This window comes from Methylobacterium sp. CM6246, assembly GCF_054818005.1.
The window spans coordinates 2,001,368-2,027,510 of the sequence record NZ_JBTXKY010000001.1 but is presented as its reverse complement, the minus strand read 5'-3'; the positions used below and the strand labels follow the sequence as shown (position 1 = coordinate 2,027,510).

The following is a 26,143-nucleotide window of genomic DNA, read 5'->3' as shown; positions in this document are numbered from 1 at the left end:
GTAACGAAAGCCGCGAGCCTACAACGGAGACACGCAAGCGGAACTGCAATCAGGCGCGGTGGACGCCCATCATCGCGGTGAGACCGCCGTCCACCGGCAAGACTGCTCCGGTGATGTAGGCCGCCCCGTCGCCCATGAGGAACGCGGCCAGGGCGGCGACGTCCTCAGGCCGGGCGAACCGGCCGGCTGGAATCTGGCGCTCCATCCCGGCGCGGTGCGCGGCGTAACGCGCCATCATGGCGGTGTCGACGAAGCCCGGCGCAATGACGTTGACCGTCACCCCGCGCTTGGCGGTCTCGATCGCGAGCGTGCGGCAATAGGCGATCAGCGCGCCCTTGCTGGCCGAGTATGCGGCGTTTCCGGCATTGCCCCGCAGGGCGGCCACAGAACCGATGGCGATGACGCGGCCCGCCCGGGCGCGGATCATCTCGCGCATCAGCGCCTTGGCGATCCGCGTCAGGGAAAAGAAGTTGACCTGCATGGCCGCCTCGGCCCGCTCTTGGTCGAACATCGCCGCCAGGGCGTCGCTGGCCTGACCGGCATTGTGGACGAGGCCGTAATAGGCCGTCGCCTCCGCGGCCTCGCAGAAGCCCTCGAGGGCGGCCTTGTCGGCAAGGTCCAAGGCGTGACCGGTGAAAGTGCGGTCCGGATGAGCCTCGTGCAGCTCGGCGAGCAACGCCTCGGCAGCCTCGGCCGAGGAGCGGTAAGTGAAGTCGACGGCGTGCCCGGCGCGTGCCAGCGCCCGTACGATCGCCAGGCCGACCCCCGAGGCGCCGCCGGTGACGAGGACGCGCCGTGCTTCGGGCGTGCCGCTCACGCCGGTTCCGACCCGAAGACCAGACAAGTGTTCTGGCCGCCAAATCCGAACGAATTCGACAGCACCGTCCGCACCGTCATGTCCCGGGCGGTCTCCACCACATCGAGGCCGATCACTGGATCCGCCATCCGGTGGTTGATGGTCGGCGGGATGCGGCCATGCTGGATCGTCAGCAGCGAGACCGCCGCCTCGATGGCACCGGCTGCGGTCAGCGTGTGGCCGATCATCGACTTGTTGGAGGTTACCGGTAGGGACGGGGCGCGGGCGCCGAAGACCGCGGCGAGCCCGAAAGCCTCCATCTTGTCGTTCTCGGGCGTCGAGGTGCCGTGCGCATTGACCGTGTCGATTGCCTCCGGGGCGAGCCCGGCATCGTCGAGACTGGCCCGGATCGCCGCGATGACCGGCGCTCCGTCAGGGCTGGAGCGGGTGCGATGAAAACCGTCGCCCTTCTCGCCGCAGCCGAGCACGTAGCCGAGGATCCTGGCGCCCCTGGCGATTGCGGCCTTCGCATCCTCAAGGACCAGGGCGGCCGCGCCCTCTCCCATCACGAAGCCGTCCCGATCCTTCGAGAACGGCTTCGAGGCCTCCGCGGGGACATCGTTGCGCGTGGAGAGCGCCGAGAGCAGCGAGAACCGGATCAGCGATTCCGGGTTCACGGAGCCGTCGGTGCCGATGCAGAGTGCCGCTGCGGTCTCGCCCCGGCGGATCGCCTCGACGCCGAGCTGGATCGCGGTGGCGCCGGAGGAACAGGCGGTAGAGAGCGAGATCGGCGAGCCCTTGGTGCCGAACCGGTCGGCGATGCGATCGGCCACGGTGCCGAAGATGAACAGGTCGTGCCAATTGTCGAAGCGTCGGGTCGCAGCGGCCCGGAGCAACCCGGCGTAATCGACCGCGCCGTCGCCGCCGGCGGCCTCGGCGAGCGCCTGGCGCTGCGGCCATTCCATCTCGACGGGGGGGACCGCGATGAACAGGGCCCCCGGGAAATCACCCGTCGTGCCGATGCCGGCCTGCGCGACCGCCTCCTCGGCGGCCTCCGCGGCAAAGCGCTCGGACAGGAGCGGGGCAATCAGCGGATCGGTATCCAGGAAATCAACGGTGCCGGCGATGCGGGTGCGGAGACCCTCGGTCGAGAATCGGGCGATGGCATGGATGCCGGACCGGCCCGCACAGAGGGCCGCCCAGGTATCGGCTTGGCCCTGACCGAGGGAGGAGACGACGCCGATGCCCGTCACCGCGATCAGCGGCCGGCCCCTGGCGTCGCGATGGGATCGCGCGCTCATGGCGCGTCTGTACGGGATTTTCCGGCGGCGTACACCCGGTCCGTGTATGCCGTTCAGGCTGCGCGCCGCGAAGCCGAAAACGCTCTGAGCGCCCCGAACAGCACCCGCGCCCCGGTCTCGATATCGTCAATGCTCGCGAATTCGGCGGGGTTGTGGCTGATGCCGCCTAGGCAACGCACGAACACCATGGCGATCGGTGCGATCGCCGCCACCGCCATGCCGTCATGCCCGGCGCCGCTCGGCAGAGCGACGACGGGCAGGCCCTCGGCCGCGATGGCGTCGCGGATCAGCGCGGTCAGCCCGGGATCGCACGGCACCGCCCCGGCCTCGTGCAGGAGGCTGACGCCGAGATCGAGGTTGCGGCGCGCCGCAATGCCATTGAAATCCGCCTGGATGTCGGCGAGCGCGGCGAGGCGCTGAGCGTCGTCGGGCGCGCGAAGATCGAGCGTGAATCGCACCCGCCCGGGTATCGTGTTCCCGACGCCCGGTTCGACCACCATCCGGCCGACGGTGCCGACCAGATGCTGCTCGTCGCGGCATCGTGCCTCCACGGCGAGCACGCAGTCCGCGGCGCCCGCCAAGGCGTCGCGCCGCTCGCCCATGGCGACAGTGCCGGCATGGCCGGCCTCGCCGACCAAGGTGAATTCCAGGCGGCTGGCGCCCGAGATCGCGGTCACGACGCCCACCGGCAGGCCGGCCTTCTCGAGCATCGGCCCCTGCTCGATATGCAGTTCGAGGTAGCCGAGAATCGCGACCGGCGGACGCGCCGCGGACGCGATCGCCGCGGGGTCGAGCCCGGACGTCCGCAATGCCGCGGCGAGGGAGATCCCATCCGCATCCGTGGCATCGAGGACGGCCGGGTCGAGGCGGCCCGCGAAGGCGCGGCTGCCGATGAGGGTGGCGGCGAAGCGGACACCCTCCTCGTCGGCGAAAGCCACCACTTCCAAGGCGTGCGGCAGGCGGATGCCGTCGCGCGCTAGAGCCTCGACGCAGGCGATCCCGGCGATCACGCCGAGCGGCCCGTCGTAGCGGCCGGCATTGCGGACCGTATCGAGATGGGACCCGATGACGAGAGCCGGACCACCCGGGTCAGGACCTTCGAGGCGGCCGATCAGGTTGCCGACGGCATCGTGCCGCACGGTCAGGCCGGCCTCGCGCATCCATCCCGCCACCAGCGCCTCGGCCCGCGCCTGCTCGGGTGTCAGGTAGAGGCGGATGATGGCGCCGGGCTCGGCGGTGATCGCAGCCAGCGCGTCGAGGCGGTCCTGGATGCGCGGGGCGAAGATCATCGCGCGGTCTGGTCCGTCCGGGGCGCGTTGGCGAGGCGGAGCACTGTCTGCAACAGGACGTCGGCACCGGCCGCGCAATCGCCCGGCGTGGCGGATTCCGACTCGTTGTGGCTCACGCCGTCCTTGCACGGCACGAAGATCATTGCGGTCGGCACCTTGGCGGCGAGGTTGCAGGCGTCGTGCCCGGCCCCCGAGATGATCCGGCGCCGCGGATGCCCGAGGCTCTCGGCGGCGGCATCCACGGCGGCCACGATCGCCGGATCGAACGGCACCGGTTCCTTGCGCCAGATCCGGGTCAGGGCGACCTCAAGCCGGCGTCGCTCGGCGATCTCGGTCGCGGCCTCGCGCAGGCTCGCCTCCATGGCGTCGAGGGTTGTGGATCGGGGGTCGCGCACGTCGACCGTGAAGGCGACCCGCCCCGGCACGACGTTGCGCGAAGGGGCCAGGATCACGGCCTCCCCGATCGTGGCCACCGCGGTCGGCGCATGCGCCAGGGCGATCCGCTCGGCCGCAAGCGCGAACTCGGAGAGGGCCAACAGCGCGTCCCGGCGGCGCGGCATCGGCGTGGTGCCGGCGTGGCTCTCAAAGCCGGTGATTCGCCCGTCGAACCACATGATGCCCTGGCCGCCCTCGACCACCCCGATGGTCTTGCCTTCGGCCTCCAGGATCGGGCCCTGCTCGATATGCAGTTCCACGAAGGCACCGATCTCGCGTGCACCGACGGCTTCGCCGCCGTGATAGCCGATCGCCGCCAGGGCTTCGGCGACTGTGACGCCGGCCGCGTCGCGCTTGGCCAGGATCTCGTCCGTCGTGAAGTCACCCGCATAGGCCGCCGACGCCATCATGGCCGGGGCGAAGCGCGAGCCCTCCTCGTTGGTCCAGTTGACCACCATCAAGGGTGCCTCGGTCTCGATCCCGGCATCGTTCAAGCTGCGCATCACCTCCAGTCCGGCCAGGACTCCGAGCACGCCGTCGAACTTGCCGCCGGTCGGCTGCGTATCGAGATGCGATCCGAACGCGATCGGCGCGCGGCTCATGTCCCGCCCCGGCCGCACGGCGTACTGGGTCCCGAGTGCATCCACCGAGACCGTGAGGCCGGCCGTCTCGCAGGCTTCCCGGAACCAGTCGCGCACGCAACCATCCTCGGGCGACAGAGTCAGGCGGTTGATGCCGCCGGCCGGCGTACTGCCGAACGTCGCCGTCTCCAGGATCGTGGCCCACAGGCGCGATCCGTTCGCGCGCAGGTTATCGGTCTTGCTCGGGGTGGTTTCGGCCATGGCGGGTCCTCTCACGGCGCTGGGCCGTGCGAATCGTTTCTCGGTCACCGTTATCAGGCGATGGGCCGGCCCGGAGCAACGGTGATGCCAGCCGGCGGGATCAGACCGGAGGCCGGCGTACCGGATTGGCGCGCAACAATGCCTCGCCGTCGACCTGCAGCGCGATGGCGATCTCGCCCAGGGCATTCGCTTCGATGCCGCTGATCCCGTCCTGGTCGGCGACGTCGGCGGCGATCAGGAAGACGTTCTCCCGCTGGCTCATCGGCCGATCCGCGACGGCGGCAACATGGCGGAGATTCTCGGCCCGGCCGAGACGGGTGCGGGCCCGAGCGATCCCTTCGTACAGCTCCGTCTCCAGCATCAGCGCGTCGTAGCCCTTCACCAGGACCGGATCGGCGCGCAGACCGTGCAGGGCCGTGTCGAACTCCTCGCTCGCCACCTCGCCGTCGGCGACGATGACGTTGGCGGCGGCCGAGACAGCCGCGAGCATCAGCGCCTTGTCGCCCGCATAGGCTGTCACGGTACGGCCGACATGGCCGAAAATGTCGCTCAGAAGGCTCATGCCGAATATTCGAGGATGTCCGCCGGAGCGGGAGGGATAGCAGACCGCGGTCGCGAAGGAAGGGGCTGTGAGGCGCTTGGTCAACGCGACGCGGTTCGGATCTGGGGTCGGAGCTTCGCAACAGGCGAGCACCAGAAATTCGCCAGCAACATCCGTCTGTGAATCATGCATTCAACCGCGTCCCCAGCGCGGTCGGACAGATCCCGGGCCTGCCATCCCCCCCTCGGGCGCGCCCGGTTCCTGTTCAACGCCGTCGGGACGGTGCGCGCGTGGCCCCAACCGCGCTCGCCGGTCCGGCGGCGGTTTCCTGGGCGAGAAGATCCACCACCGCCGACAGGGCCTCCCGCTCCCGGGCCCCGCGTTTGCGGGCTGCGGAAAAGATCGCGAGCTGTCGATCGGCGCTCGATCCTTCCGCCACGATGGTCCGGGCGTGCGCGCAGGCCTCCGCGCAGCCGAGCGCTTCGGCATCCTCTGCCGTCTCCTCGAGCAATGTCTCGACCGTCTCGGTCATCGGCACCGCCTGCTCCCGCGCCTCGTCGATCAGCTTGGCCTTCACCCCGTCGCGTTCGGCCCGCCACAGGTTCTCACGGATGAAGCCCCGGGAGGCGGCCGTCATCCCGGCATGGCGTGTTTGGTCCCGGACCACCCGACGCACCAGGCAGCGGAACAGGCTGGCGATGCAGAGTCCGTCGTCGAGGCGAGGGCAGCTGTCCGCGACGCGCAGCTCGAGAGTCGGATATTTGAGGGACGGGCGAATCTGCCACCACAGGAAGGTCGCATCCGCGATGGCGCCGCTGCGGGTCATCACGTCGACGTAGCGGGCGTAGTCGGCCGGGCCGGCAAAGAGTTCCGGCAGGCCGGTGCGGGGCAACTCGGCGTAGGCGCGGGTCCGATAGCCGGCCATCCCGGTCCGTTCGCCCTGCCAGAACGGCGAGGAGCTCGAGAGCGCGAGCAGCACCGGCAGGAACGGCAGCAGCCGCCCCATGAGGTCGATGCGGGTGTCGGGATCCGGTACCTCGACATGGACGTGCAGTCCGCAGACGAGGTTGCGTTGCCCGACCATCCGCAGGTCGGCCATGATGCCGTGGTAGCGGGCCTTGTCGGTGGCAGATTGGTCCCGCCACCGGGCCGTCGGATGCGTCCCGGCCGCGAAAGGCAGGATTTCGCGCTCAGAACCGATTTCAGAAAGCGTCCGGCGCAGCTCCGCCAGATGGCCCCGCGCCGCTTCGGTGTCGTCGGTCGGGGGTGAGGCGATCTCGATCTGACACTGGAGTTGCTCACGCTCGACTGTGTCCAGCCGCGCCTTGACGGCTGCGTGGAACGCCTTCAGCCGGGCTCGCGGCGAGCCGCGCGTGCGGGCGTCGGCGAGGAAGAACTCTTCCTCCATCCCGAACCGATAGGCATGGGCCATCCGCACTCCTCGCCCGGGACGTCGGCCCAGGCCGGCATTCCGATCGACGAAGCGTCGCGAGATCCGTGCCGGACCCGATCGCAATCGGGCACGGATCCGCCGTCTCGGCCGGGAAACGCGGGGTCAGGCAGCGTCCGTCAACGCCAGAACGGCTTGACGTCCAGCAGCTCAGCGCGCGCCTCCGCGGCCTCGATCAGAAGCTCCCGGGTGCTCGCGTCGTCCGGACCGGGCATCGGCGCCCCGCCCAGGCTCTCCATCATCGTGCGCGCCGTCTCCAGGTCGTTCAGCGCGCCGAGGTGATCCTGCAGGTCCGAGAGCGCGGTGCCGAACTTGTCTTGGCGACGCCGCGCCTTCTTTTTCGTGTAGAGCCCCGCGAAGAATTCGGCGCCGTAGCGCAGTTTCTTCGCGGCGATCCGTGCCCGGTGGCGGGTGTGCGGATCGAGCTTCTTCAAGCCCCGGCCGCGCTTCTTCATACGCTCGCGGGCCCGATCCAGGACGCGCGCCGCGAAGGTGCTGCCGTCCTCGGCGGCGGCATCCTGGACCGCCCAAGACCCAGCCTCGACCCAGCCGGCGAAGTCGATGATCAGGCCGCGCCATTGCGGGCTCTCCAGGATCGCCAGGACCGCGTCGTAGGCTTTGGCGCGCTCGGCCTCGGCCAGCTCGCGCACGGCGGTGAGGTCGGTGTCGTCCGGGCGCTCCTTGGCGAGGTTCGGCAGGGTATGACCGAGGAACACGTCGAGGTTGCGGGCATGCCCGAACGGTTCGGTGACGCGCTTGATCTCGTCGCCGAAGGTGGCCGCGCGTGGGTCGGTCTCCAGCATGGGGGCGAACAGCGACAGGGCCGAGCGCAGGCGCCGCAGCGAGACGCGCATCTGGTGCAGGGCCTCCGGCGCATGGCCCGCAAGGAACGCGGTCTCGTTAAGGCGCAGGTGGCGCAGGCAAGCGCGGGCCACCCGGCGGAAGACGTCGCCGACGCTCGCCCCCTCGGGCAGCACCACCGGCTCGGCCTTGACCGAGGACGGGTTGGTCGCGTCGACCAGGGCGAAGCCGCGGCTGCTCTTGGCGGTGGCGCTCAGGCGCAGCGGAACGGTCTCGGCCAGATGCTGTGCCAGGGCGAACAGGTCGGCGGGCTCGCCGTCGGCGAGCTCGAGTTCGACCTCGCAAATCGGGGTATCGCCCGCCGGGCTTTCGACCCGACCTTCATCCAGAGTGACCAGGATGCGCGAGGTGCCCTGCAGAACCGGGATGACCCGACGCGTGACCACCGTCGAGAACAGCTTCACCAGGGGCGCGTCCGCCTTGCGCAGGACCTTGTCCGCTGCAGTCTCGGCCCAGGCCGCGGGATCGGGCGTCTCGCCCGCGATCTCGGTCTCCCACTCGGACCGGTCGAACAATCCGACACCGCCCTGCCCGGCCTTCACGGTCTGGATGTGGCGGTCGCCTTGATTGCGGACCCGCAGGGTCAATCCGGCGGCGCGCAGATCCTGTTCCGCGGTATCGTAATAGCTGCTGACGAGGAGTTCGGGCTCGGAGCCTTCGGATCCCTGAAGCCGGGGATGGGCCGCCAGCGCGGTCAGGTCGGGACCCGCGCAATCGAGCTTCAGCTCAATCTCGCGGGGGGCGGCCACGGCGTGGCTATCGGTCTCGCTCATGCTCTCCTCTTCGAAACGTCCGGTTCTTAACTCGGCGGGGCGCCCACCGGTTTGCATCCGGGCGTCGTGAAAGCCGATCTAGGGCCGATCCGGACTTTCTGGCAATCGGGGCCACCCCTAAGTCCTTGATCGGACGTGCACGATCGTGCCGATCCGGCGCCCGGCACGCATATGAGGTTGCACCGGGTATCCACGGTATCGGCCGAAGCGGTCCGTGGCATGCGTATTGAGTCGCTTCACTTTTACGCTTTCCCAATCCGGAATGCCGTGGCAAACCCGATTGTCCACAACTCATCTGCCTCCAGCGTCACGACCTCGACCGGTGGGCGGCGAACGCGCAACGTTGGTTCAGCGAGACGAAATCCCTCGCCGTGAGTGCGGTGCGGGCTGCGTGGACGGCATCAACGCGGAGACAATCGGGTCGGTGACTTCCTTGAAGACACTTCTGGTCGGCGTGATCGGGCATGTGGACCACGGCAAGACGGCCCTGGTCCGGGCGCTCACGGGAGTCGAAACGGACAGGCTCAAGGAAGAGCGGGACCGCGGGGTCTCCATCGTACCGGGCTTCGCGTTGCTGACGAGCGCGCAGGGCGAGATTGACCTCGTCGACCTGCCGGGTCACGAGCAGTTCGTCCGCGCCATGGTCTCCGGTGCCACCGGCATGCGTGCCGTCCTGCTCGCGGTGGATGCCAACGAAGGGATCAAGCCGCAGACGGTCGAGCACCTGGAGATCGCCCGGCTGATCGGTGTCCGCCGCGGCGTGCTGGCGCTGACGAAAGCTGATCTGGCCTCGCCCGAGGCGATCGCCACGCGGTCAGCGGAGATTGCCGCCGCCGCCTCCCGGGCCGGGATCGTCGCAGGGCCGGTGATCGCCACCTCCACGCACGCCGGCACCGGAGTCGAGGATCTGGCCCGCGCCTTGGCCGATTTGCTCGCCGATGCGGAAACCGGTGTCGACGACGGGTTCCCGTATCTGCCAGTGGATCGGGTCTTCACCCGTCCGGGCTTCGGCACGGTGGTGACCGGGACCCTCCGGCGCGGGCCGCTCGCAATCGGCGACACCCTGGAGATTGTGCCCGGCGGCCGCAGCGCGGTGGTGCGAAGCCTTCAGATCCACGGACGCCCGGTCGAGCGCGCCGAGCCCGGACGACGGACCGCCGTAGCCCTGCGCGGCGTCGGTCTCGACGAGATCGCGCGCGGTCAGGCCCTGACGGTGCCCGGATTGCTGACGCCGTCGCACTGGCTCGACGTGGCGCTGACCGCTGCGGCCAGTGCGGATGCGGTGCTGCCCGGCGGCAGCGCATGCCGGCTCCTGTTCGGGACCACCGAGGTCGAGGCCCGCCTGCGCTTGCTGGACCGCGACACGCTGGAACCGGGCGCGACCGCACCGGCGCAGTTGCACCTCGCCGAGCCGATCACCGTGCCGGCTCGCGAGCCGTTCGTGCTCCGCCTCGATTCCCCGCCCGCGACCGTGGCCGGCGGCCGCGTACTCGATCCGGTGAGCCGTCGGCGGCGGCGGCACGATGCCAGGGTGTTGGCCGACTTCAGCGCGCTGGCGACCGGGAAGCCGGCGGACGCCGTGACGGTCCGGCTGTCGCAGGCCGGTGCAGCGGGGGCGACCCTGCCGGAACTCGCCCGCGCAGCCGGCATCGGAACCGAGCGGGTCCGCCAGATCCTTACGGCCTCCGGCGCCCGGGCGATCGGCGACGGCTTCATCGGGGCTCCCGCCTTCGCGGCGCTGCGCGCCGCAGCGTTGGCGGCGCTCAGCGAGTATCACCGGGACAACCCGATGGAGCACGGCATCCCGCTGGAGCGCCTCGCCCGGCTGCTGTCGATTCCTGAAGTCCTGACAAGCTTGGTCCTGCGCGATCTCGCCGGCACGGGGGGCACGGTTCAGGCCGGCGCACTCTGGCGCAGGTCCGATTTCGATCCGGCCCGCAACGAGAGCGAGACCGCGCGCAAGCTCGAGCAGCTGTTCCGCCGGGCCGGACTCAATCCGCCCGATGAAAACGAGGCGGTCGGCCGTGATGTCAGGCGCCGGGAGGCACTGACCTATCTCGTCGGCGCCGGCACGGTGATCCGCGCCATCGACCGGGTGCAGCGCCGGGCTGTGCTGTTCCACCGCGACGCGGTCACGGTCGCCCGCACGCGGCTGGCGGAGGCATTCCCGAACGCGACGACGCCGGAAACCGGATTTCTGGCGCGGGAAGCCGGGGCGGCCCTCGGGATCTCGCGAAAGTACTCGATCCCGCTTCTCGAGCACCTGGATGCCGCGGGCTTCAGCCGCAGGGCGGGGGACCGGCGCGTGATCGTGACCCTGGAGGAAGCGGCGGGCGGTCGCTGAGGTCCGCAGTCCATAACCGCGCGAGCCAGCGCATCACCGTCATCTCGAAAGCGGCAATCGGCTCTCGGGAGGATGCTCTAGAAACCCTCGCCGGGCCAATCGTCGGCACCGGGTTCGTAGCAGGTGTAGCCGATCAGGCAGGTCGGGTTGTCGCGGGTCGGCCGGAAGGCGCGCCGCGCGATCTCGGTCGGTTCGCAGAACGACCGGTCCCGGACGAACCGATCGTAGGTCTGGCCGCCGGTCCCGAGGACCAGGGCGCCGCGGGCCTGGACCAGCCGGACGGTCTGCTGGCAGGTCATGGTCGTGCTCGACGGGCGCGTCTGGGCCGCTGCGGGGATGATCATCACGAAGAGAGCCGTGGCGATCCGGACGATCATCGGTTGCGCCTGGTGTGATCAGATCGGGTTATCGGAGAACGCCGCCTGAACCGCGATCCGCGCTGTGTCGGTTCGACACGGGTTGGCGGAGCTTCACGCAGCGAGCCTCGATCAGGTCGCCCCGCCTGTGCCATGGGCCGATCTCGAATTCATCATTCCTCGAACGCCTCGACATGCACCGTGCCCGGCACCTGACGACGCACGGCTTCCTCGATCCGGGCCAGTTGCGGCTCTGGCCGCCCTCAGGAAATCCGTACCGCTCACGGACCTTGTCGCTGGCGCTGCCGAGGGCGAGCCGGATCGGTGCCAGGAACTCGTCCAGGACGTAGTCCTGACCGACCGCCGAATGGTCCTTGATGACCAACGACGGCGAATAGCAGGCCTCGCGGCTGCCGTCCGGCCATCGGATATGGAAACGCATCTCAGGCATCGCCTGCGATCCGGGTGGTGTTCCAGGCGGCGGATCCCGTGGCGATCGCCGAAAGCGGGGCCGGACCGGGGGCGAACGACGCGTAGGTCGGCAGGTGACGTGCGGCGCAGGCGTCCCAGGTGTGGGCCCGGGCGACCTCGAGACCGTTGGCGCGCAGGCGAGCGTGCCGGGACGGGTCGAGGCTCGCCTGCATGGCGGCGGCGATCGCTTCGGGATCGTCGGGCTGGACTGCGAGGGCCGCTGCGACGTTCGGCTGTTCAGCGAAGGGCGACGGTGCCGAGACGATGACGGCGGTACCGCTGGCCATCGCCTCCAGAACGCATAGGCCGTAGCCTCCCCGTGGGGATGGAAACACCAGCGTATCTGCGATGCGGTAGAGGCCCGGCATATCCGCCTGAGCGATCGGCCCTGTCCGGATGACCGGCTTGCCGGGACCGACCTCCAGGCCTTCGCGCTCCAGGGCGGCGTAGCACCGGGCTTCGTAGCCGGCATGGTCGAGGAGCGAAACGCCCCCCGCGATCACGAGCTGTGCGGCCGGGATATCACTGCGCAGGCGCGCGAAGGCCGCGATGAGCGCCAGCGTGTTCTTTCGCGCCTCGAACCCGCCGACGCTGAGGAAGACCGGTCCGGGCCCGATGCCGATGCGCTCACGCAGCGCCGGATCGCCGGGCGACGGCTCAGGGGTGTAGACGGTACCATCCACGCCGCTGCCGACCACGTCGGCCCGCGCGCCATATTCGGCCGCAAGGGCCTTGGCCCAGGACGAGCTCAGGCAGAGCAGACGCCCGGCATCGACGATCGCCCGCTCCTGCCACTGGCTCATCTGCGGATCTGTCAGCGTATCGATGTGGTGGACCGTGCGGACGAAGCCGGGGATCAGGCGGCGCCGCGTCAGGGTCGCCAGCGCGTTGCCGCTGATGCCGCAATGCGCATGGAAGATGTCGAAGTCGCAGGCCGCCGGCGTCGAGAAATGAGACAGGTAATCAGCGATCCGTGACTGGACCAGCGCGACCGTCGGTTCGGCGATTGGTTTGGCCGTGACCGAGACCACGGGACAGCGTGCATCCCGAAAGAAGCCGCGACCGGTCGGGTCGGGGGCGTGGACCACCGCCTCATGCCCGAGGTCGCACAGAGCCTCGCCGAGCGCCAGGGCGTGGACCACGCCCCCGCGGGGGTTGGTCGAGTGCGTGAGAATCGCGATGCGCAAGCGATCGACCATGGGATGGCAGATGAGGCTCGCAGCCGGTCCGGACTCCGCCCTCGAAGCCCAGCACCAGGATCCCGCCACCCATCCGGAGACCCGTTATGCCCGATCGCATCGATCGTGCCGAAATCTGCACCCGGGATAATAAACGGTTCGATTTTGTCATCTTGGCGGGGCACACAACGTCATCGGCGTATTCGAAAAGCCACCTTGAGCCACGGCGTCGCGCACCGGAACCCAGGCTCCTTCATCTCATTACCGGCGAGAAACCCGCGCGCTTTGATCCTCGCTGTGAATATTTAATACAGTGCGAGGATCACTGGATGGAACGGAGCGTCGTCTTCCTGCGAGAGCCGGCGCCTGGCCCTCGGGACGATGCTCCGGCTGCGGGTCGAGGCGGAGAACCAAGACCTTGCAGAAGATCCTAATCGCTGCTGCCCTGGCTAGCCTTCTCGCCGGTCCAGCCGACGCCGAGGACAACCCGCAGCTCGGCAAACCCGCCAGCGCGGTGATGCCGCCCGTCGAGCTGACCATCACGCTTCAGGATGACAAACCGGTCTGCGCGCCGGCCGATCTGCGCCTGCCCGCCAACACCGACGTGGTGCTGAAGGTGGTGAGCGAGGCCAATGTCCCAGTGACACTCACGGCACCCGGACAGTTCGAACAGGGACACCTGCTGCACGCCGACGGCGACCTCGTCCATGTAATGAGCGAGAAGGGCTACACCGTCAAAGCCAACGGCCGCGGCACTCTGAAACTGCGCACCCTCGACGCCGGGGAGCACAGCTACGCCTGCACCGCGAACAACAAGCGCAATGCACCCTTCATGGGCAAACTCGTGCTGTCCCCGCCGGCTGGTTGACGCCGGTCGCGCAAAGGCGAGACGCCGCCCGGCTCGGGTCCGGCGACGTCTCGCATTTAATTTTGTGTTACGAATTCACATCATCTTAAAGGCGCGTACGGAACCGCTCTTTTCAAGTGCCTGTGTCAGATTGTATCGGTCATTGACGAGTGGCGGAGCAATCGGTCCCGTGTCCCAGAACCTGACATCCGTCACGCCCGCTAAGCTGCGCCGAAAGCGCTGGCGGGATGTATTGGTTCTGTGCGGCCTGCTGTTGGTCCCCACCGCGGTTCTCGCCTACGCGGATCTCCTGCCTGATTCATTGGACATGCTCGGCATCGACCTGAGCGACAGTCCGGATCTCCCACACGTCGCACGGCAGATCGCCATCGGCGCGCCGCTCAAGATCGTTGCGTTCGGGTCGTCTTCGACCGAGGGCATCGGTGCCTCGAGCCCGGCCAACGCTTATCCGGCCCGCTTGCAGGTCAACCTGCGCAAGAAGCTCCGCGGCATGGAGGTCGCCGTCATCAATCGCGGCATCGGCGGCGAGCATGTCGACGACATGCTGAAGCGCCTGGACCGCGACGTGATCGCGGCCGAGCCGCAGCTCGTCATCTGGCAGACCGGCAGCAACGATCCGCTGCGCGGCGTCTCCATCGAGCATTTCCACGAGGCGACCGCCGTCGCGATCCGTCGGATTCGGGAAGCCGGCATCGACGTGGTGCTGATGGAACCGCAATGGTGTCCGAAACTGGATTCGACACCCGGCTCGTCCCGGTTCCGGGATGCGGTGCGGGCGATCGGGACGGAACTCGACGTGCCGGTCATCCGTCGGGCCGACCTGATGCACGGCTGGGTCCGCGAGGGGAAGCTCACCGCCAAGCAGCTCTTCGCCTCAGACGGCCTCCACATGGCCGATGGTGGCTACGCCCTGCTGGCTCAGGCGGCGGCCGAATCGATCCTGCACGACGCCGGTCCCGTGCAGACCGCCGAGGCGGTCGCGGAGTAGAGCTCCGCACCGTCGCAAGGCCCCCGACACGACGGAAGCGAACGTCCTATCGTCGGGGCGGACGTCCGATGGCTGGACGCGGCCGATAAAGCTCCCCATCTCGGCGCGGACCGAGATCGGAGCCGAACTTTGAGCCAGGACGCATTCAGGTACGACGACCGGGGCTCCGTGCCCCAGATGCACGCCACCACGATCCTGATGGTCCGCAAGGGCGGGCGCGTCGTGGTTGGGGGCGACGGGCAGGTCAGCCTTGGCCAAACCATCGTCAAAGGAAACGCCCGCAAGGTGCGACGCCTCGCCAAGGGCGCGGTGATCGGGGGCTTCGCCGGGGCGACCGCCGATGCCTTCACGCTGTTCGAGCGCCTCGAAGCCAAGCTGGAGCAGTATCCCGGCCAACTGACGCGCGCCTGCGTCGAACTCACCAAGGATTGGCGTACCGACCGCTACCTCCGCCGCCTCGAAGCGATGATGGTGGTGGCTGACCGCGACGTCAGCCTGTTGCTCTCGGGTTCCGGAGACGTGCTGGAGCCGGAAACCGGCGTCATGGCGATCGGTTCGGGCGGAAACTACGCCCTGGCAGCCGCCCGCGCCCTCGAGGATAGCGATCTCGACGCGGAAGCGATCGTGCGTAAAGCCATGACGATCGCCGCTGAGATTTGCGTCTACACCAACGGCAACCTGGTTATCGAGGCCCTCGATCAGGCGTGATGCAGAAGGTTCATGCGCCCGAGGTATGATCGCCTGGTTGCGGTGAAGTAGGCTGGTGCGACGAGGGGCGAGACGATTTTCGACGTTTATTGAACAGGATAAGATGCCGATCTGCCGGTCGAATGACCACGCGGACCGGCGATTCGAATCGCATCAGCTTGCCAGCAGACTGCACCTTAACGGAGCTTTGATTCGTCACCGGCACAATCGTTCCGCAAAGCCCTGGGTGGAAACGGCATGAAGATCGGTGGCAAGATCCTGGGCTTCGTCGCAGCCTGCAGCCTGACGACGCTCGTCGTCGCGGGCATCAGCGTCGCGACCCTGCAGCGCTTCGAGCACGCACTGACACAGGTCGAGGATGCCTCGGTCCGCGCGCTGAATGCCGCAAACTTCAACCGCCTCGTTGCCGAGGTGACAATGGACTCCCGCGGCGTCTACGCCTCGGCCGACCGGACCGAGGCTACGAAATACGCCGCCGGCATCCGCAAGGGCTTGGCGGCAATGGATGTCCTGCGGGCCGACTGGGCGCCCCGGGTGACGGAGCAGGAACGCCCGCTCTTCGACGCGATGGCGCGGAACGCCGACGCCTTCCGGACCTTGCGGGCTGCGCTGGCCACCGCCGGCGTGGAAGCCGGTCCCCGCGCCGCCGCCGATCTGGGCTTCAACGAGGCCAACCAGTCCAACCGCAGGGCGTTCCAGGCGAGCATCGATGCCCTGGTCATGGGCGGCCGGGCCGAGATGGCCGCGGTCAAGGCCGAGACCCGCGACCTCTTCCAGGCGCGGACGCTCCTGGTGTTCGCGCTGGCGCTGCTCGGCACAGTGGCGTGCTGCGGGCTCGGCCTCCTTGTCGGCCAGCGCCAGATCGCCCGGCCGCTCCGGGCCGTGTCCGAGGCGATCCAACGCCTGTCGCGGGGCGACCACACGCTGCCGGATGTGCATCCGCGTCGCGACGAGATCGGGGCGATCTGGGCCAGTATGCAGGTCTTCGCGGGGACGATGCGGGAAGCCGACGGTCTGCGGCAGGAGCGCGAGCGCTTGGGCGCGGAGGCGGTGACCCGCAAGCGCACCGAGATGGTCGGGCTTGCAGACCAGTTCGAGGGCAGCATCGGTGGCTTGGTTCACCACCTCGTCGGCGCCGCCACCGGCATGGAACGCGCCGCTGCCGCCATGGCGGGCAATGCCGAGCGCACCGACGAGCAGTCGCGCGTCGTGACCCGCGCCGCCGAGACCACCGCGCACAATGTCGAGGCGGTCGCCGCCGCCACGGAGGAACTCGCCGCCACCGCGAGTGAGATCGGCGTCCAGGTTTCACAGACGTCCGACGCTGCCGCTGTCGCCGTCGAGGCCGCCAAACGGACCCGCGCCAGTGTCCAGGCGCTTGCTCGGAGTGCCGACGGCATCGGGCGGGTCGTATCGCTGATCTCGACCATCGCGGGACAGACAAATCTGCTCGCCCTCAACGCGACGATCGAGGCGGCCCGGGCCGGCGAGTCGGGGCGTGGTTTCGCCGTGGTCGCCACCGAGGTGAAGGCGCTGGCGACTCAGACCGCCAGGGCTACGGACGAGATCGCCGGCCAGATCGACGCGATGCGTGCGGCGACCCATGCGGCCGTCTTGGCCATCGAAGAGATCGGCGGCACGATCGAGCAGGTCCACGGCATCGCGCTGGGCGTGGCGGCGGCCGTCGAGCAACAGCAGGTCGCCACCCAGGAGATTGCCCGCAGCATCGCCGAGGCTGCCAGCGGCACCCGCGCCGTGACCGAGACCATGTCGATGGTGTTGGACGCCGCCCACGAGACCGGCGCCAGCGCCGGCAGGGTACTCGATGCGGCGGCCGACATCGCCCGCCGTTCGGATGGCCTGGGGAACGAGGTCGCGGGTTTCGTAGCGCAGGTGCGGGCGGCCTGACGCCGCCTGAATGTTGCATCGCAGTGCGATGCCCCGTAGGGTCGTGCCATTCGCAAGGACCCGGTGAAAGCCCGGGTGGCTCTTCCGGCCGCCGATCCGCCGGACCACGCATCCGAGACGCCCGTTGATCCGCCGTTCGAGCGGACGCGCGTCTCGTGCGGATTCTCATCACCATGCAACGCAGTTCATCCGGAACCGGCGGCCCTCTCGGGTCGTGGGTGTCCAATATCCGCGGCGATACCCTGTCGGGCGTCGTCGTCGCCCTGGCGCTGATCCCGGAGGCGATCGGCTTCTCGGTCATCGCCGGGGTCGATCCCAAGGTCGGGCTCTACGCCTCGGTGGTCATCGCCTGCACGATCGCCTTCGCGGGGGGGCGGCCGGCCATGATCTCGGCCGCGACCGCCGCGACCGCGGTGGTGATGGTCGATCTCGTGCGCGAGCACGGGGTTCAATACCTGTTCGCCGCCACCGTCCTGATGGGCGTGATCCAGATCCTCGCCGGCCTGCTCAGACTCGGCCGGCTGATGCGGTTCGTCTCGCAATCGGTCATGACCGGCTTCGTCAACGCGCTGGCGATCCTGATCTTCCTGGCGCAAATGCCCGAGCTTACGGGCGTTACGCCGGCGACCTACGGATTGATCGCCTTGGGCCTCGCGATCATCTACGGTTTCCCGCGGATCACCCGGGCCGTCCCCTCGCCCCTCGTGGCGATCGCGGTGCTGACCGCAGTGACGGCGATCTTCCACCTCGACGTGCGCACCGTCTCGCATCTGGGCGCTCTGCCCTCGACGCTGCCGAGCTTCGCGCTGCCGGACGTGCCGCTGACCTTCGAGACCCTGCGCATCCTGCTGCCCTACGCGGCGACGCTCGCCGCCGTCGGCCTGCTGGAAAGCCTGCTCACCGCGCAGATCGTCGACGACATGACCGACACCGCCAGCGACAAGAACCGGGAATGCATGGGCCAGGGCGTCGCCAACATGGCCTCCGCGGTGTTCGGCGGCATGGGCGGCTGCGCGATGATCGGGCAGTCGGTGATCAACGTCACCTCGGGGGCTCGCGGCCGCCTATCCACGCTGGTGGCAGGCGCCTTCCTGCTGCTGCTCCTGGTGGCCCTTCAGGATCTGCTGGCCGTGGTACCGGTCGCGGCCCTGACGGCGGTGATGATCATGGTCTCGCTGAATACCTTCTCGTGGCGGTCGCTGGCGCAGCTGCGCACGAACCCGCTGCCGTCCTCGGCCGTGATGCTGGCGACCGTCCTGGTCGTGGTCGCCACCAAGGATCTGGCGCAGGGTGTGCTCGCCGGCGTGCTCCTCTCCGGCGTGTTCTTCGCCGGCAAGGTCTCGCGGCTGAGCCAGGTGACCTCCACGCTCTCGGAAGACGGCCGGACCCGGACCTATCGGGTGGCCGGGCAGGTCTTCTTCGCCTCGGCCGGCACCTTCTCGGAGGCGATCGACGTGCTGGAGCCGGTGGACCGCCTCGTGATCGACCTGCAGGACTCGCATTTCTGGGACATCTCGGCGGTGGCCGCGCTAGACCGCGTCGTCCTGAAGGCCCGGACCCGTGGGCGGACCGTCGACGTGATCGGCCTGAACGCTGCCAGTGCGACGCTGGTCGAACGCTTCGGCAAGCACGACAAGCCCGACGCCGCACCGTCGCTGGCGGGTCACTGAGACGGGGCGACGCACGCCCCAGGCCGCGCCCGGCCTCTTGCGTCGCGCGCGCCGCGACCCCATTCCCGGCCCAGGCCTGCGGTTGCGTCGGCCAGGCCGGGACAACAAGGATGGCACAGCGTTGACGACGTTCTCTCCCCGCGAGATCGTGTCCGAACTCGATCGCTTCATCGTCGGGCAGCACGACGCCAAGCGCGCCGTCGCGATCGCGCTCCGCAATCGCTGGCGTCGCCAGCAGCTCACGGGGCCGCTTCGCGAGGAGGTCGCGCCCAAAAACATCCTGATGATCGGGCCGACCGGCTGCGGCAAGACCGAGATCGCCCGCCGCCTCGCCAGGCTGGCCAATGCCCCGTTCCTGAAGATCGAGGCCACCAAATTCACCGAGGTCGGCTATGTCGGCCGTGACGTCGAGCAGATCATCCGCGATCTCGTGGAGGTGGCGATCGGCCTGACCCGACAGGCGAAGCGCGAGACCGTCAAAGCCAAGGCAGAGGCGGCGGCCGAGAATCGGATCCTCGACGCCCTGGTCGGGCCCACCGCCAGCCAGGCGACCCGCGACAGCTTCCGGCGCAAGCTGCGTGATAGCGAACTCGACGACAAGGAAGTCGAGCTGGAGCTGGCCTCGGGTGCCCCGTCGGGTCTGCCGATGTTCGAGATCCCCGGCATGCCGGGGGCCTCCATGGGGGCGATCAACATCGGGGACGTGCTCGGCAAGGCGCTGGGCGGGCAGCGCGGCAAGCCGCGCCGTATCCTGGTTCGAGATGCCTACGCGCCGCTGCTGGCCGAGGAATCCGACAAGCTGGTCGACGACGACGCGCTGATCCGCGACGCGATCCGTGAAGTCGAGAACAACGGCATCGTCTTCCTCGATGAGATCGACAAGATCTGCACCCGTGAGGGCCGCTCCTCCGGGGACGTCTCCCGCGAAGGCGTACAGCGCGATCTGCTGCCCCTGATCGAGGGTACGACGGTCGCGACGAAGCACGGCCCGGTGAAGACCGACCACGTGCTGTTCATCGCCTCGGGAGCGTTCCATGTCTCGAAGCCCTCCGACCTCCTGCCGGAACTCCAGGGCCGTCTGCCGATCCGGGTCGAGCTGCAGCCGCTGACGGTGGACGACTTCCGCCAGATCCTGACGTCCACGGAAGCGAGCCTGCTCAAGCAGACGGTGGCGCTGATGGAGACGGAGGGCGTGACCCTCACGTTCACCGACGACGCCGTGGACGCGCTGGCCCGAGTCGCCGTCGAGGTGAATTCGTCGGTCGAGAACATCGGCGCCCGCCGCCTGCAGACCGTTCTGGAGCGGGTGATCGATGAGATCTCCTTCACCGCCACCGACCGGTCCGGAGAGACCGTGCCGATCGACGCCGCCTATGTCCGTGCCCGGGTCGAGGATCTGGCTGCCAACGCGGACCTGAGCCGATTCATCCTGTGATCACGCGCTCGGGGTGGCGGCCGGATGCGGCTCTCCTCCCCGTCATCGCGCTGGTGGCCGGGATGATCTCCCTCCAGTTCGGAGCCACGGTCGCCAAGAGCCTGTTCCCCGTCGTCGGAGCGGCCGGGACGGCGTCTCTGCGAGTCGGCTTCTCGGCCGTGATGCTGATCGCGGTCTGGCGTCCGTGGCGGCGCAGCCTGTCGGGGCGCGATGCCGGATGGATCGCGCTCTACGGGATCAGCCTGGGGCTGATGAACGTCCTGTTCTACCTGGCCATCGCCCGTTTGCCGCTCGGGCCGGCGGTGGCGATCGAGTTCGCAGGGCCGCTCGCCATTGCGCTGATCGCGTCCCGTCGCAGGTCTGACTTCCTGTGGATCGGGGTCGCGGTACTGGGACTCGGCCTGCTCCTGCCGGTCGCATCGACGAGCTCCTTGGACCCGCTCGGCGTCGTCCTCGCGCTCGGGGCGGCTCTGGCCTGGGCGCTCTACATCTTGTTCGGCCAACGTGCGGGACGGATCGACGGCGGTCAGGCAGTCTCGCTAGGCATGCTGGTCGCGGCGGTGGTCGCAGCACCATTCGGGCTGACGGAAGCCGGTTTTGACCTGTTCGCCCCCGGTATCCTGGTCGCCGGTCTCACGGTAGCGCTCATGTCCAGCGCCCTGCCCTACTCGCTCGAGATGTTCGCGCTGCGCCGCCTGGATCGGAAACGTTTCGGCGTCCTGATGAGCCTGGAGCCTGCCGTGGCCGCCTGCGCGGGCTTCGCTCTGTTGGGCGAGCGGCTCGGCATCGTTCAGTGGCTGGCCATCGGGCTGGTGATTCTTGCCTCGGCGGGCATCACCGCGACGAGCCGCCAGCCTGCCACAACGGCCGTAGTCCTCGACGGCTGAAGAGCTTTATTTCCCGGCCAGGACGCGGGAGGCGACGTTGATGTATTTGCGCCCGGCTTCCTGGGCGTGAAGGACGGCGTCGCTGAGGTTTTCCTCGTCACGGACGCTCGCTAACTTGATCAGCATCGGCAGGTTGATCCCCGCCACCACCTCGACCGAGCCGCCGTTCATACACGAGAGCGCAAGGTTCGAGGGCGTGCCACCGAACATGTCGGTGAGCACCACCACACCGTCGCCGGTGTTCACGCGGCAGACCGCCGACATGATGTCCCGGCGCCGCAATTCCATATCGTCTTCCGGCCCGATCGTGATCGTCTCGATCTGATCCTGCGGGCCGACCACGTGCTCCAGAGCGGCCTTGAATTCGGTCGCCAGCAGCCCGTGAGTGACGAGCACCATGCCAATCATCGACACGTGTTCCAACGTCCTCTGTCTGCCGCCATGTTGTGCAATGCACAGGTCCCAACAAGGCGATCGCGACGTTTTTGCTCGGACATTAGAACGATCATGCCACGCGGGCCCCTTCGGCGCCATGGGGTCTCACCACCGGGACGCGAATCGATGACCTGTGCGGCTGCGAAGTCACGGACTGGACTTTCGCAGCGCGGCACGAATCAGCAACATCGATAATCCCGCCCGTCGCACTGCGGCGTCGAGGACCAAGCGCGGTAACGGCACGTCGAGAATTTGGGCATCGCCCGGTGGATCGGGCAACCGAGGTTGTTCGTCAACGAGATCGACCGAGAGGCGTAGATGCGCCTCGTAGCTGAGCGGCAATCCAAGGTCCGCTGCCGATAGAATGCCCTGCCCTCGGATCTCGACCTGTCCCGCCGATACCTCATGGGACCGGGCGACAAGCGTATCGGCCCGTCGGTCGCACACCACCCGGTCGTCTGCCACGAAGGCCCCATCCGCCTCCGCGGCGATGAGAACCGCCAAGCTCGACTTTCCAGAGCCGGACGGACCGCGAATCAGGATGCCGGCCCCACCCAAGGTCACGCAGGAAGCGTGGAGGGTCGTCATCAGGCGTGGAGCTGCCGCGGTGCGGCCGGGAGGCGAACGGTGAAGCGGGCGCCGCGCACCGTGGGCTCGCCGTCCTCGTCCGGTGCACCGGGTCGGTTCTCGGCTCGGATCGTCCCACGGTGGGCCTGAACGATCTGGCGCGAGATCGACAGCCCGAGCCCCGAATTCTGCCCGAACCCCTGCTCGGGCCGATCGGTGTAGAAGCGCTCGAAGATGCGCTCCAGGGCGTGCTCCGGAATGCCGGGTCCCTCGTCCTCGCAAACCAGCTCGACCTCGCCGCGGACCCGGCGCAGGGCCACCCGGACCTTCGCCTCGGTGGGCGAGAACGAGCGGGCATTGTCGAGAAGGTTGTTGACGACCTGACCAAGCCGGCTGTCGTGGCCGATCACCGTGAAGGGTGCATCCTGATCGGCGATTGGCTCGACGTCGAGCTGGATCAGGCAATCTTTCGGGCGTCTCCGCTCGTTCGCCACCGAGACGACCGTGGACAGCAGCTTCTTGAGATCGACCCGGCGTGCCTCTGCGCGGGCAAGTTCGGCGTCGAGCCGCGAAGCGTCGGCGATGTCGCTGATCAGCCGGTCGAGGCGCTTCACATCGTGCTGGATGATTGCCATCAAGCGGCCGCGCGAATCATCGGACTTCGCCAGCGGCAGCGTCTCGACCGCGCTGCGCAGGGACGTCAGCGGGTTCTTCAGCTCATGGCTGACATCGGCGGCGAAGCTTTCGATGGCGTCGATGCGCCGGTAGAGCGCCTGGGTCATGTCCCGCAGGGCCCCGGAAAGGTGGCCGATCTCGTCCGTGCGCTGGGTAAAGTCGGGGATCTCTTCGCGGGTCTTGATCCCCATGCGGACCTTTTCGGCAGCCTCGGCCAGCCGCCGGACCGGCCCTGCGATGGCGCCGGCCAGCAACGCCGAGAGCACCACCATGACAGCCGAGGCGACCAGGAACACCTGCAGGAGACCGAAGCGCTCCGAGGCGATCACCCGGTCGATGGCGTCCCCTTGCGTGGAGATCAGGAGCGCGCCTCGCACCGAGCCGGCACGGTGGATCGGCACGGCCACCGAGACGGTGGTCTCGCCCAGGGCGTTGCGGCGGACCAGGCTGCCGCGATTGCCGGTGAGCGCAGCTTGGACCTCGCGGAGCGAATGGCCGTTCACCGGCCCCGTCTCCTCGGGTTGAGCGCCTCGGCCGCCGATGAGGGCGCTGAGCTTAGTCTGGACCGCCTGGAAAGCGGATTCCAGCATGCCCGCTTTGTGGGGCTTTGCCGCGATCGTGTCGTTGCGGCCGGCATCCCCGCGCTTGAACAGGGTCCGGGTGTCGAACAGCAGGCCGCCCTCCTGGTCGTAGACCCGGGCCCGGTTGCCCGTGGGGGTGACCAGGCGGGACAGCAGCGGCGCCACCTTCTCGGGGTTGAGCGAGAAGGCCAGAGGCTGCGATTCCTCCTCGGTGGGCTCCCCCGCCTGCTGCTGGAGCAGCTTGTCGGGGTCGATCTGGATGGTGTCGGTGTCGACCGACGCGGAGGCCGCGATGGCGCCCGCGATGATCTCGCCCTGGATCGCCAGGCTCTGGATCCGGGCCTGGATCAGGCCCTGCCGGAACTGATTGAGGTAGAGGAACCCGACGAGCAGCGCGATCAACCCGACGAGGTTGAGCACGACGATGCGACGCGTCAGGCTCGAAGACGCGCGCTGGCCGATCGCGTCCCAGAGGGCGCGCGGCCAGGTCAGCGGTCGGGACAGGAGCTGGGTGAACGAGGGGCGCGGTGGGGCGTCCTCGGCTTGGGCGGGGGTCTGGCCGGTCACGTGGCGGATCCTTTTAGATCACGCCTCCTTGAACCGGTAGCCGACGCCGTACAGCGTCTCGATCATGTCGAAGGCCTGGTCGGTCACTTTGAACTTCTTGCGCAGGCGTTTGATGTGGCTGTCGATGGTGCGGTCGTCGACGTAGACCTGATCGTCGTAGGCGGCATCCATGAGGGCGTTGCGGCTCTTCACGACGCCCGGGCGGTGGGCCAGCGCCTGCAGGATCAGGAATTCCGTGACCGTGAGGGTCACCGGCTCACCCTTCCAGGTGCAGGTGTGGCGCTCCGGATCCATCATCAGCGAGCCACGCTCCAGCGAGCGGGCCGCGACCTCGGCCTCGCCCCGTGGGGTGGCGCCCGCCGGCTCCTTGGCGAAGCGGCGCAGCACCGCCTTCACGCGCTCCACCAGAAGGCGCTGCGAGAACGGCTTATGGATGAAGTCGTCCGCGCCCATCTTGAGACCGAACAGCTCGTCGATCTCCTCGTCCTTCGAGGTCAGGAAGATCACCGGGAGGTCGGATTTCTGCCGCAGGCGGCGGAGAAGCTCCATCCCGTCCATGCGCGGCATCTTGATGTCGAAGATCGCGAGGTCCGGCGGGGAGTGCCGCAGACCGTCGAGGGCGGAGGCGCCGTCGGTGTAGGTCTGGATGCGATAGCCTTCGGTCTCAAGCGCGATCGACACGGAGGTCAGGATATTCCGGTCGTCGTCGACGAGGGCGATGGTTGGCATGCGCGATCCCTGACTGAACGGGCTCAAGCGCGGTCCCGGCTGTTCGCGCGGGCCGCGCTCCATCCCGGCCCCCGAGGGGCAGGCGGAAGCGCGAACCGGGCCGGTTTCGGCGCCGCCCGGTTCGCGCAACGGGACAGGTGCTTTAGTACGGCCGATCGGAAAAAGCGAGCGGCGGTCATAGCTTGGCCATAAAGGCCGATCTGACGCGGGTCCGGGCGCTCGTGCGGGAAGCGGTGCGCCGCTACGGTGGCGGGCGTGCGGCAGCGGTGGAAAACGGGAGCGACCGGATGGGCGAGACGAGCACCAGTGCGTCGGAACAGCGCGAGATGGCCCGTCCGCTGCCCGCGGGCGAGGCGCCGTTCGACGCCATCGGGTTGTCGCGGATGCTGCTGCGGAGCATCCGTTCCGGGGCACTGGCGACCCTCGATTCGGAGGGGACGCCGTTCGCGTCGCTGGTGACGATCGCCACCGACCAGGACGGCACGCCGCTGATGCTGCTGTCGCGGCTCTCGGCCCACACCCGCAACCTGCTGGCGGATCCGCGGTGCTCGCTGCTGTTCTCGCAGGGCGGCAAGGGCGATCCGTTGGCGCATCCGCGGCTCACCGTGGTCGGCACCGCCGTGCAGACCGAGGCGGCGCGGGCGCGGGCGCGTTTCCTGGCCCGCCATCCGAAGGCCAAGCTCTACGCCGACTTTCCGGATTTCGGGTTCTTCGCAGTGACCGCGAAGTCTGGACACCTGAACGGCGGTTTCGCGAAGGCCGCCACGTTGACCCGCGAAGAATTGCTCCTCGACCTCACCGGGGCGGAGGCCGTGGTCGCCGGCGAGGCCGGGGCGGTCGAGCACATGAACGCCGACCACTCCGACGCGCTGGCGCTCTACGCCGCCGCGGCGGGTGCGGAGGCTGGGCTGCCGTGGCGCTTGAGCGGGCTGGACCCGGAGGGGCTCGACCTGATGGCCGGCGACCGGACGGCGCGGGTGGTCTTTCCCGAGCGCGTCTCCGACATGGGCGGCCTGCGCAGACACCTCGTCGCCATGGCGGCGCAGGCGCGCGGCGGGGCCTGAGCGGGGGACATCGGGGGCGGGAGATCACCCCGGGGCATGGCGAAGTGCCGCCCGGTGCACCATATCCGCGCGATGAGCGAGATCCAGACAGACACCTATCCCTTCAGCCTCGATGTGCAGCCGGTCGGCGAAAGCGGCGCGATGTTCCAGTGGAGCATCCGCAAGCACGGCAAGCTGCACCAGCGCTCGGACCGGAAGCACCCGACCGAGTCGAAGGCCCGGACCCACGGCGAGGCCGAGATCGAGCGCCTGATCCGCGACCGCGGCCGCTGAACGCTCGTCATAGCCGCCGGCATCGGCGGAGCACTGCCGACGGGCGGGGGTCGGTTCGTACTGGCTCCCGCTTCGTCGTTCTGGCCCCCCGGTCGCAGCGGGTCGGCTCCCGCGCTTGGCGCGTCTGCGCGGCACTGCTATCTCGCGCGTG

At 68.8% G+C, this 26,143-nt stretch carries 23 protein-coding genes, 1 pseudogene and 1 other annotated feature; of the genes and pseudogenes, 10 read left to right on the top strand and 14 right to left on the bottom strand.

What is annotated here, in order from left to right; all coding sequences use genetic code 11:
* Positions 1-49: 49 nt before the first annotated feature.
* The 7 genes from ACYQPG_RS10015 to ACYQPG_RS09985 all read right to left on the bottom strand — a co-directional run bounded on the left by ACYQPG_RS10015 (position 50) and on the right by ACYQPG_RS09985 (position 8,288).
* Complete coding sequence (locus ACYQPG_RS10015) at positions 50-817, bottom strand: SDR family oxidoreductase (RefSeq protein ID WP_147907071.1); 768 nt, start codon at positions 815-817, stop codon at positions 50-52.
* Complete coding sequence (locus ACYQPG_RS10010; RefSeq protein WP_461230836.1) at positions 814-2,097, bottom strand: beta-ketoacyl-ACP synthase; 1,284 nt, start codon at positions 2,095-2,097, stop codon at positions 814-816. Before ACYQPG_RS10010 ends, ACYQPG_RS10015 begins: the two co-directional genes overlap by 4 nt.
* Before the next feature lie 53 nt (positions 2,098-2,150).
* Positions 2,151-3,386: an allantoate amidohydrolase gene (locus ACYQPG_RS10005; RefSeq protein ID WP_461230835.1), complete on the bottom strand. Its 1,236-nt coding sequence runs from the start codon at positions 3,384-3,386 to the stop codon at positions 2,151-2,153.
* Positions 3,383-4,663: a Zn-dependent hydrolase gene (locus ACYQPG_RS10000; RefSeq protein ID WP_419829333.1), complete on the bottom strand. Its 1,281-nt coding sequence runs from the start codon at positions 4,661-4,663 to the stop codon at positions 3,383-3,385. The genes ACYQPG_RS10005 and ACYQPG_RS10000 overlap by 4 nt, the downstream gene beginning before the upstream one ends.
* A 100-nt stretch (positions 4,664-4,763) precedes the next feature.
* Positions 4,764-5,225, bottom strand: a complete 462-nt coding sequence (locus tag ACYQPG_RS09995; RefSeq protein WP_147907067.1) for a tellurite resistance TerB family protein — start codon at positions 5,223-5,225, stop codon at positions 4,764-4,766.
* A gap of 244 nt (positions 5,226-5,469) precedes the next feature.
* Complete coding sequence (locus ACYQPG_RS09990; protein WP_461230834.1) at positions 5,470-6,636, bottom strand: carboxylate-amine ligase; 1,167 nt, start codon at positions 6,634-6,636, stop codon at positions 5,470-5,472.
* A 137-nt stretch (positions 6,637-6,773) separates the two neighbouring features.
* Positions 6,774-8,288: a CYTH and CHAD domain-containing protein gene (locus ACYQPG_RS09985; protein ID WP_461230833.1), complete on the bottom strand. Its 1,515-nt coding sequence runs from the start codon at positions 8,286-8,288 to the stop codon at positions 6,774-6,776.
* Positions 8,289-8,679: 391 nt separating this feature from the next.
* On the opposite strand from ACYQPG_RS09985, the gene selB reads away from it, so the two are divergent.
* Complete coding sequence (gene selB, locus ACYQPG_RS09980) at positions 8,680-10,632, top strand: selenocysteine-specific translation elongation factor (RefSeq protein WP_147907064.1); 1,953 nt, start codon at positions 8,680-8,682, stop codon at positions 10,630-10,632.
* Positions 10,633-10,709: 77 nt separating this feature from the next.
* On the opposite strand, the gene ACYQPG_RS09975 is transcribed toward selB, so the two are convergent.
* The 3 genes and pseudogenes from ACYQPG_RS09975 to ACYQPG_RS09965 all read right to left on the bottom strand — a co-directional run bounded on the left by ACYQPG_RS09975 (position 10,710) and on the right by ACYQPG_RS09965 (position 12,658).
* Positions 10,710-11,009 carry a hypothetical protein gene (locus ACYQPG_RS09975; protein WP_461230832.1) on the bottom strand — a complete coding sequence of 100 codons (300 nt, stop codon included), beginning with the start codon at positions 11,007-11,009 and terminating at the stop codon, positions 10,710-10,712.
* A 152-nt stretch (positions 11,010-11,161) separates the two neighbouring features.
* A pseudogene (locus ACYQPG_RS09970) lies at positions 11,162-11,439 on the bottom strand (MSMEG_0570 family nitrogen starvation response protein).
* Positions 11,432-12,658 (bottom strand): MSMEG_0565 family glycosyltransferase, encoded by a 1,227-nt coding sequence (locus tag ACYQPG_RS09965; RefSeq protein WP_461230831.1) that lies wholly within the window; start codon positions 12,656-12,658, stop codon positions 11,432-11,434. Before ACYQPG_RS09965 ends, ACYQPG_RS09970 begins: the two are co-directional and overlap by 8 nt.
* A gap of 397 nt (positions 12,659-13,055) precedes the next feature.
* On the opposite strand from ACYQPG_RS09965, the gene ACYQPG_RS09960 reads away from it, so the two are divergent.
* From ACYQPG_RS09960 to ACYQPG_RS09930, 7 genes are all read left to right on the top strand, one after another.
* Positions 13,056-13,505 (top strand): cupredoxin domain-containing protein, encoded by a 450-nt coding sequence (locus ACYQPG_RS09960; protein ID WP_461230830.1) that lies wholly within the window; start codon positions 13,056-13,058, stop codon positions 13,503-13,505.
* A 169-nt stretch (positions 13,506-13,674) separates the two neighbouring features.
* Complete coding sequence (locus tag ACYQPG_RS09955; RefSeq protein ID WP_147907060.1) at positions 13,675-14,493, top strand: SGNH/GDSL hydrolase family protein; 819 nt, start codon at positions 13,675-13,677, stop codon at positions 14,491-14,493.
* A 177-nt stretch (positions 14,494-14,670) separates the two neighbouring features.
* Positions 14,671-15,201, top strand: a complete 531-nt coding sequence (hslV, locus tag ACYQPG_RS09950) for an ATP-dependent protease subunit HslV (protein WP_147938843.1) — start codon at positions 14,671-14,673, stop codon at positions 15,199-15,201.
* 237 nt (positions 15,202-15,438) lie between these two features.
* On the top strand, positions 15,439-17,109 hold the full coding sequence (locus tag ACYQPG_RS09945) for a methyl-accepting chemotaxis protein (RefSeq protein ID WP_461230829.1): 1,671 nt from the start codon (positions 15,439-15,441) through the stop codon (positions 17,107-17,109).
* 53 nt (positions 17,110-17,162) lie between these two features.
* Positions 17,163-17,218, top strand: a sequence feature (sul1 is cis-regulatory element that is thought to sense ions involved in sulfur or methionine metabolism; They are found in Alphaproteobacteria).
* 64 nt (positions 17,219-17,282) lie between these two features.
* Entirely contained in the window at positions 17,283-18,779 is a 1,497-nt protein-coding gene (locus ACYQPG_RS09940) for a SulP family inorganic anion transporter (RefSeq protein WP_461230828.1), read from the top strand.
* 121 nt (positions 18,780-18,900) lie between these two features.
* Entirely contained in the window at positions 18,901-20,214 is a 1,314-nt protein-coding gene (hslU, locus tag ACYQPG_RS09935) for an ATP-dependent protease ATPase subunit HslU (protein ID WP_147907056.1), read from the top strand.
* A gap of 62 nt (positions 20,215-20,276) precedes the next feature.
* Entirely contained in the window at positions 20,277-21,101 is an 825-nt protein-coding gene (locus ACYQPG_RS09930) for an EamA family transporter (protein WP_461232446.1), read from the top strand.
* A 6-nt stretch (positions 21,102-21,107) separates the two neighbouring features.
* Here the strand turns inward: ACYQPG_RS09930 and ACYQPG_RS09925 are convergent, their stop codons facing one another.
* From ACYQPG_RS09925 to ACYQPG_RS09910, 4 genes are all read right to left on the bottom strand, one after another.
* On the bottom strand, positions 21,108-21,509 hold the full coding sequence (locus ACYQPG_RS09925; protein ID WP_147853550.1) for a PTS sugar transporter subunit IIA: 402 nt from the start codon (positions 21,507-21,509) through the stop codon (positions 21,108-21,110).
* Positions 21,510-21,683: 174 nt separating this feature from the next.
* Entirely contained in the window at positions 21,684-22,124 is a 441-nt protein-coding gene (locus ACYQPG_RS09920; RefSeq protein WP_419829328.1) for an HPr kinase/phosphorylase, read from the bottom strand.
* Complete coding sequence (locus ACYQPG_RS09915) at positions 22,124-23,863, bottom strand: stimulus-sensing domain-containing protein (protein ID WP_419830013.1); 1,740 nt, start codon at positions 23,861-23,863, stop codon at positions 22,124-22,126. Before ACYQPG_RS09915 ends, ACYQPG_RS09920 begins: the two co-directional genes overlap by 1 nt.
* Positions 23,864-23,944: 81 nt before the next feature.
* Positions 23,945-24,655 carry a response regulator transcription factor gene (locus ACYQPG_RS09910; protein ID WP_147907053.1) on the bottom strand — a complete coding sequence of 237 codons (711 nt, stop codon included), beginning with the start codon at positions 24,653-24,655 and terminating at the stop codon, positions 23,945-23,947.
* Positions 24,656-24,942: 287 nt separating this feature from the next.
* Between ACYQPG_RS09910 and ACYQPG_RS09905 the strand changes: the two genes are divergently transcribed.
* Together ACYQPG_RS09905 and ACYQPG_RS09900 are read left to right on the top strand one after the other, a co-directional pair.
* Entirely contained in the window at positions 24,943-25,719 is a 777-nt protein-coding gene (locus ACYQPG_RS09905) for a HugZ family pyridoxamine 5'-phosphate oxidase (RefSeq protein ID WP_461230827.1), read from the top strand.
* Positions 25,720-25,755: 36 nt separating this feature from the next.
* The gene (locus ACYQPG_RS09900) at positions 25,756-25,992 is read left to right on the top strand and encodes a hypothetical protein (protein ID WP_246692206.1); all 237 of its coding nucleotides are present in this window, start codon (positions 25,756-25,758) and stop codon (positions 25,990-25,992) included.
* The last annotated feature ends 151 nt before the right edge of the window (positions 25,993-26,143 follow it).

Bases quoted from the DNA above. Each gene is read 5' to 3' on its own strand.
- ACYQPG_RS09940 (WP_461230828.1), top strand. From the start codon at position 17,283: ATGCAACGCAGTTCATCCGGAACCGGCGGCCCTCTCGGGTCGTGGGTG.
- ACYQPG_RS09975 (WP_461230832.1), bottom strand. From the start codon at position 11,009: ATGATCGTCCGGATCGCCACGGCTCTCTTCGTGATGATCATCCCCGCA.
- ACYQPG_RS10005 (WP_461230835.1), bottom strand. From the start codon at position 3,386: ATGATCTTCGCCCCGCGCATCCAGGACCGCCTCGACGCGCTGGCTGCG.
- ACYQPG_RS09930 (WP_461232446.1), top strand. From the start codon at position 20,277: ATGATCTCCCTCCAGTTCGGAGCCACGGTCGCCAAGAGCCTGTTCCCC.
- ACYQPG_RS09965 (WP_461230831.1), bottom strand. From the start codon at position 12,658: ATGGTCGATCGCTTGCGCATCGCGATTCTCACGCACTCGACCAACCCC.
- ACYQPG_RS09925 (WP_147853550.1), bottom strand. From the start codon at position 21,509: ATGATTGGCATGGTGCTCGTCACTCACGGGCTGCTGGCGACCGAATTC.
- ACYQPG_RS09900 (WP_246692206.1), top strand. From the start codon at position 25,756: ATGGCGAAGTGCCGCCCGGTGCACCATATCCGCGCGATGAGCGAGATC.
- ACYQPG_RS09995 (WP_147907067.1), bottom strand. From the start codon at position 5,225: ATGAGCCTTCTGAGCGACATTTTCGGCCATGTCGGCCGTACCGTGACA.
- ACYQPG_RS10000 (WP_419829333.1), bottom strand. From the start codon at position 4,663: ATGGCCGAAACCACCCCGAGCAAGACCGATAACCTGCGCGCGAACGGA.
- ACYQPG_RS10010 (WP_461230836.1), bottom strand. From the start codon at position 2,097: ATGAGCGCGCGATCCCATCGCGACGCCAGGGGCCGGCCGCTGATCGCG.
- ACYQPG_RS09985 (WP_461230833.1), bottom strand. From the start codon at position 8,288: ATGAGCGAGACCGATAGCCACGCCGTGGCCGCCCCCCGCGAGATTGAG.
- ACYQPG_RS09910 (WP_147907053.1), bottom strand. From the start codon at position 24,655: ATGCCAACCATCGCCCTCGTCGACGACGACCGGAATATCCTGACCTCC.
- ACYQPG_RS09945 (WP_461230829.1), top strand. From the start codon at position 15,439: ATGAAGATCGGTGGCAAGATCCTGGGCTTCGTCGCAGCCTGCAGCCTG.
- ACYQPG_RS09905 (WP_461230827.1), top strand. From the start codon at position 24,943: ATGGGCGAGACGAGCACCAGTGCGTCGGAACAGCGCGAGATGGCCCGT.
- ACYQPG_RS09920 (WP_419829328.1), bottom strand. From the start codon at position 22,124: ATGACGACCCTCCACGCTTCCTGCGTGACCTTGGGTGGGGCCGGCATC.
- hslV (WP_147938843.1), top strand. From the start codon at position 14,671: ATGCACGCCACCACGATCCTGATGGTCCGCAAGGGCGGGCGCGTCGTG.
- ACYQPG_RS09990 (WP_461230834.1), bottom strand. From the start codon at position 6,636: ATGGCCCATGCCTATCGGTTCGGGATGGAGGAAGAGTTCTTCCTCGCC.